Consider the following 5,893-nt stretch of genomic DNA (forward strand, 5'->3'; position numbering starts at 1 on the left):
GCGCTCCGGATGAATATGATGATCTCATATCAGGAACTTGTTCGCACCTTCCCAAGCACAATTGGGTTGACGTCCCAGTTTTCTGGGGACCCTTAGGGGATCATAAGGTTCTGATGAACAATGCCGATAATTTTTAGATAAGATGAATCCGATGGTTTCGCGTCATTCTCACAGAAGCGCAATGCGTTGAATGCCGAAAACCTTTGAGACCCGTTGTGCCAAGCAAATTAACGTCAAACGACAATGACCAAGGCAGGGATGCGCTACTGCGTCTGACTGTGTAAAGGAGAATACATGGCAAGCATTGTTTCGGAGTACCAACGCTTTCTCGATTGTTTAACGCAGCAGGACGTTTCTGATGATGTCCGGCGACTTGCGTATCTGATCTTCGATCATATCCAACCTCTCGCTGAAGTCGGCTCGACTCGCCGGGCGCGTTCAGTTCGTCTTGCCCCCCTAGCCCTAAGACATCTAATTGATCAGCCCATCGCTTACGAAGGCAATTCTGACGCCCCTGAAGCAGGTTCTGCTCTGGGCCGATTGCATCAGCTTGAGGTTGGTCCATTCCGTGGATTCATGCGGCAGGAGATATTTGACCTCTCCCACGATATCACTCTCATTTACGGTGCAAACGGTACAGGTAAAAGCAGCTTCTTTGAGGCTCTCGAAGTGTCAATGCTGGGCACTATCAGTGAAGCGCAGTTAAAGCGGGTGGAGCAAAGGCTTTATTGCAATAACGCTCGTCTCAAGCACCACGATGCGCCAGTGCTTCTTGCCGGTGAGGCTCAGAACTTACGGCCCGTCCAGCCTGATGAATCAGAGTATCGTTTTTGTTTCATTGAGAAGAACCGGCTTGATGACTTTGCCCGTATTGCTGCAAGAACCCCCAGCGATCAGCGACAGCTAATCGCAACGTTGTTTGGTGTAGATCAGTTCAGTGAATTTGTCCGTGGGTTTAACCCATCACTCGATCAAGATCTGATGCTTTCCGGACCAATGGCAGCTCAGTTGGTCGAACGGAGAAAGCAGGTAGCAGCTTCAGAGCAGGTAATTGCAGCACATCCGCAGAAAATAGCTTTGATTGAATTGCAGGAAAATGCGCTTGCGCAGCGCATATCCCCCGAAGCGACCTATCAGGCATGCGTTGAATGGCTGGAAGGTACACAACTTCAGCAGGGACGTCTGCCATATATTCAATCTCAACTTGATGCTGTCCCACCACTGGTTTATGGGATTACGCAATCCCGACTGGAAGCGCTTCTCGCTGAAGCATACCGTCTACATGGGAGTTGGCAAGAGACCTCAAGGGAACTTGCATCACGCGCGACCGAGGTATCGTATGCAAAACTGTATGAAGCAGTGCAGGCCTTAGCTGTCGGAGCAACCACCTGCCCTGCTTGTGGTACAAATCTTGATACCGTAGCAGAGGATCCTTTTATACGAGCGCGTACGGGACTTGAAGCCCTGGCGCAGTTGGCACAGATTCAGTTGCGGGAGCAAACATTACGAACAGAGCTGAACGAGTCTCTCCAGCTACTGTTGGAGGAAATACGTCGCACCGTAACGGCAGCAATCGCCGCATGCCCGGAAACCCTTCATGCTGCAGTACTGCCGGAATTACCCCAGACATCAGTTGGAGCGTGGCTTGAGTGCTGGGTTGAAGGAGAGAAACAGCCCTGGAACACACTCCTGTGCATTGCCAAAGAGATTGAGCATATCGATAAACAGTCCCTCGCAGTACATAATCAACGTGGTGCGTTGACCGAGGAGCGGGACCGTCTGATTCAGTATCGGTTCGAAATTGAAAGACTACGTACGCAGCGCACAGCCGCCAACGTTGAACTAGCTGCAGCTCAATCTAATCTGACCCAGTTCAATGACAATAATCGAGATCTGCTCCAAGCCATTGCTGAAGAAGAAACTGTCATAAAGTTAAATCAACGAATTAAGGTAGCTTACGACGGATTCCTACCGGAAATCCAAAGATACATGGCCGCACTACCTGGCATATTGCTTCAGGGATTGGGTGAACAGGCTCGGGATCTGTATAACGCTTTTAACCGAAGCGATGCACCTAGCGATCTGCTGCATGCACTTCATCTGCCAGTTGCTGAAAATGGCAAAATTGAAGTCGAATTCGCCGGTGAACCAGGCATTCGTTACGATGCGCTAATCATTTTCAGTGAGGGACACATCAAATGTCTTGGCCTCGCAATTCTGTTGGCCAAAAATATTGTCCAAGGATGCCCGGTGGTTATCTTTGATGATGTGGTTAATGCGATTGATGATGAGCATCGAGACGGTATATGGCGTACCTTCTTTGAAGATGGGCTACTGGACGACAAACAGGTCATCTTGACTTCCCATGCCGAAGAATTCCTCATCCGAATTCAACAGGAGTTAGGTGCAGCAAGGGCAGGAGCCATTAAGCGCTACAAATTCCTACCACACGATGGTGAACACGAACTGCGAGTAGACAGCAATCCACCGAGTAAGAATTACGTTCTGCTTGCGCAGCAGGCTCTAGATGGGGATGAAAAGCGTGAAGCTCTTCGTCAGTCACGTCCCGCCCTGGAAAGCCTTACAGACAGCCTTTGGTCTTGGATGGGCAGACGCGGTGACGGACGCATTGATATTAAACTCAGTGGACCACGTTCGCCTTGGGAATTGAATAATAAATGCTCTAAATTGAAATCGGCCGTCAATCGCATTGCAGGGCAGCATCCCGGGGCCCCGGCTGCAGTTGCTGCATTAGAAAGATTACTCGGAGTTAACGGCTCCAGCATTGAATGGGGATATCTGAACAGCGGCGTGCACGATTCACAGCGAGACCACGAATTCGACCGCTCCACAGTAAGAACAATAGTGGAGTCGATTGTGTCGCTTGATGCAGCCCTTAGCGCCATGAGAAATCAGTAAGTGATACACAGTGAAACTGGTGCCGGGTGGCGTCGCAATCAGCCTCCCTAAACGTAGCTTTAGCCGTTCAGATGCTTGCTGGCTTTCTCGATGAGTTGAATCGGGTTAGCCCCACGGTTCAACTGGAAGCTAGCGAGCAACTTACTTATGAATAACATCAGCAATGGCATTGTATCAATGATATTTTTTTACCAAATAAAAAGAAACAGATATGAAATAGCTGCAATACTACTCATGATAAGCATTGGACTGCTTAATTTGGGGTGGCTGAGTTTAAAGAAAATCCCTGAAACTCCGCCAGGATATTATGAAAATATCGTCATCGAACACCTGCAATTATTCACGAACCTGCGCAACGAGTATCATAATCAGCAACATGAAATGAAGAATGAAATGCTATCCAAAGAGCATGCGTCTATAGAAGTAGCTAGAATTGCATTAAAATTAAACATATCTGAATCCCGATATCTGGATTTTTGGGTAGCAGAGAGACCGATTATTATTGGTATGTTGAAACCTTTTGAAGAGTCAAAATATAGAAGCTGGTATGTACACCTTCCTCAAGAAACTCGAAAACTGGTTAACAACATAGCAGATAATCTACACGAGGTTTACCCCAAACTTGCGAAGTGTAATCAAAATGCGGCTAAGGATTATATGGCATTAGTTTCGGGACTGGAGGAACCGTCATCTCGCGATAAAGTATCTGCTGCTTTGGTTGCGCAAACCCGAGTAATAATGCGCAATATTTCTCAAGATCAGCATTCTCCATCAGAGATTTGCGATAGTGCAATGGTGTCATATTTTTCTTCGATTCAACTGTTATCGAGAACATATAATGAACTTGCAGATTCTTATCAAGAGCAACTAGAAGCGAATGAATTATTACGTAAAATAGTCAGCACGACATTATCCTTTCTTTTATTTTTAGTTTGCTATAAGTGTCGTGAAAACTTGATAAAAAAGGCAGCAAAATCACTGGGGGGATAATTTTTCCCAATCTATTGAAGTTACTGTTATTAGAGTAAGGATTTTTAGGGCTGATTAGGCATAAGATCGATTTTTAAATGGAATTTTATCAAGGTAAGCTTGTTAAAAATTTGTTTTTCAGAACTATACAAAAGAGATAAGAACAGTCTGGTAAGGTGGGCAAAAAAAACCAATATTCCGGAGTTCTTCTTCGTACAGATTAATATTTTTAATTAAGCGATGCACCACTTATTTTTGAAATATAAAAACTTCCTCTAAAGGTAATAATCTTTCACATCGCCAAATGAACACTATACCTGCCACCTATGCTTTATGGATAATTACATTCGTTAGTTCCTGTACTACAGAACCTCAAAGCCATATCGTAATAATTATTATTATCAAGAAACCAAGGGGTGATCCCCCCCTGATTCAATAAAAGAAAACAATAATACTTAACTTGAGAGTAACGTTCTTTTTTTACAGATTTATATCGGAGATAAAGGCTCCGAGCTGATACACTAAAACCATACTCCAAATACTTCAATCTTATTTTTTCTGAAATAGTCCGACTATTATTTTCCTCATAATAAATGGCCATCTCAGGTTCTTCATCATGTTCGCATGCAATATCAAATGCCCCCAGCGTTCCCAGCCAACTGCCTTGGGTTCCGCTAAACATACGTTTATGAAGATAATATTTATTTATATTCCCAAGAAAAACCTCTACATCCTTAATCGAAATATCGCCTTTACATTGAAAACTCACAAAAGATTGCCTCCCCTCCCCCATAAACCAGTCATCCACTAACCTTTTATAGTAATCAGAAATATTTTTTTGCTCTAAGGCAGACATTCTTGGGTCAGGAGATGGTAACGCAATCGTATTGTTGTTTTTTAGCGATAACATTACCGCTACCGCTCGTTGAAGTATCTTAAACTCGAAAAGCAAACATGCTCTGAGAAACAACAACGACACCCCTGACTCATTTTTTTTCGCATATGCGTCAATATTTAGAGAATATTTTCCACATGAGATAATACCAAGACTTACCAGCTCCCGATAAAACGCAAGAGGGGTCTCTGTATATTCCAATGCATAGCAGCATTCGACAAGACGATATCTAATGAGATAGGGTGTTGCTGATAATTCTAGATCTTGATCATTTACCAACTCTTCAACAGCTCTATCAATGAACTCACCCTGCACACCATTGTTCTCCGCAGCAGCGTATAACATTGTAAGACTAAAATTCCTCGCCGTTTGAGTACTCTTGTCATAAATAGTCCCTTCTTCAAAAAGCGTATTTGTATCGGACTGTTCAGAATACTCAGCAATGGCTGAAGAAAGTTTGCCATCTACAGATAGATAAATTTCCAGTGCCCCCAGCAGATAGTGCTTAGCTATCACAGCCTGTTTTCCCGTCATTCCAACTTCTCGCAGCATATTGTTGATTTTGAGGATAATGCGGGGATACCACTCTGCAATGGGATCTTTACATACCTCACTCATCACAACCTGAGTGAAGTGAAGGGTATCGATCACATCAAAAGCTGCTTTTTGGATAGGTGTTGTCGCTGGCATTTTTAGTGTCAAAAAAAGGAGCTCATAACTTGAAATTTTAGACACTAAAGAACTTCATTACAATCCCCTCCGTACACAAAAAACACCGGTGTTAGGTAAGAAAACAAAATATTAACTATTTAAAACAATGAGGTGACGTAATGACCTGTATTACCCCATCGGTAAAAATTCTGCGCATCAGCGCACTTGTGAAAAAAATTGGAATCAGCCGCTCAACAATCTATGACTGGCTAAATCCGAAGTCGCCACGCTATGACGTAACATTCCCTAAACAGCGCCGCCTGGGTATGCACTCTGTTGGCTGGATGGAATCTGAAATCGATAAATGGCTGGAGGAATGCTGCCCGCAGGTTTGAGGTCTGATTCGGCTTTGTTGAATAAATCAGATTTCGGGTAAGTCTCCCCCGTAGCGGGTTGTGT

The 5,893-nt window shown here is 44.3% G+C and carries 4 protein-coding genes; 3 read left to right on the plus strand and 1 reads right to left on the minus strand.

The features are described 5' to 3' along the window. Positions 1-294 precede the first annotated feature (294 nt). Positions 295-2,919, plus strand: coding sequence for an AAA family ATPase (locus tag HX884_RS24900; RefSeq protein ID WP_126802441.1), 2,625 nt, complete (start codon positions 295-297; stop codon positions 2,917-2,919). 147 nt (positions 2,920-3,066) lie between these two features. Further along, positions 3,067-3,909, plus strand: a complete 843-nt coding sequence (locus HX884_RS24905; RefSeq protein WP_080781770.1) for a hypothetical protein — start codon at positions 3,067-3,069, stop codon at positions 3,907-3,909. A gap of 310 nt (positions 3,910-4,219) precedes the next feature. On the opposite strand, the gene HX884_RS24910 is transcribed toward HX884_RS24905, so the two are convergent. Further along, on the minus strand, positions 4,220-5,518 hold the full coding sequence (locus HX884_RS24910) for a hypothetical protein (RefSeq protein WP_227113552.1): 1,299 nt from the start codon (positions 5,516-5,518) through the stop codon (positions 4,220-4,222). Positions 5,519-5,613: 95 nt separating this feature from the next. On the opposite strand from HX884_RS24910, the gene HX884_RS24915 reads away from it, so the two are divergent. Beyond that, positions 5,614-5,829, plus strand: coding sequence for an AlpA family phage regulatory protein (locus HX884_RS24915; RefSeq protein ID WP_007678426.1), 216 nt, complete (start codon positions 5,614-5,616; stop codon positions 5,827-5,829). Positions 5,830-5,893 lie beyond the last annotated feature (64 nt).

This window comes from Enterobacter sp. SECR19-1250 (assembly GCF_013391025.1).
GTDB lineage: Bacteria > Pseudomonadota > Gammaproteobacteria > Enterobacterales > Enterobacteriaceae > Enterobacter > Enterobacter cloacae.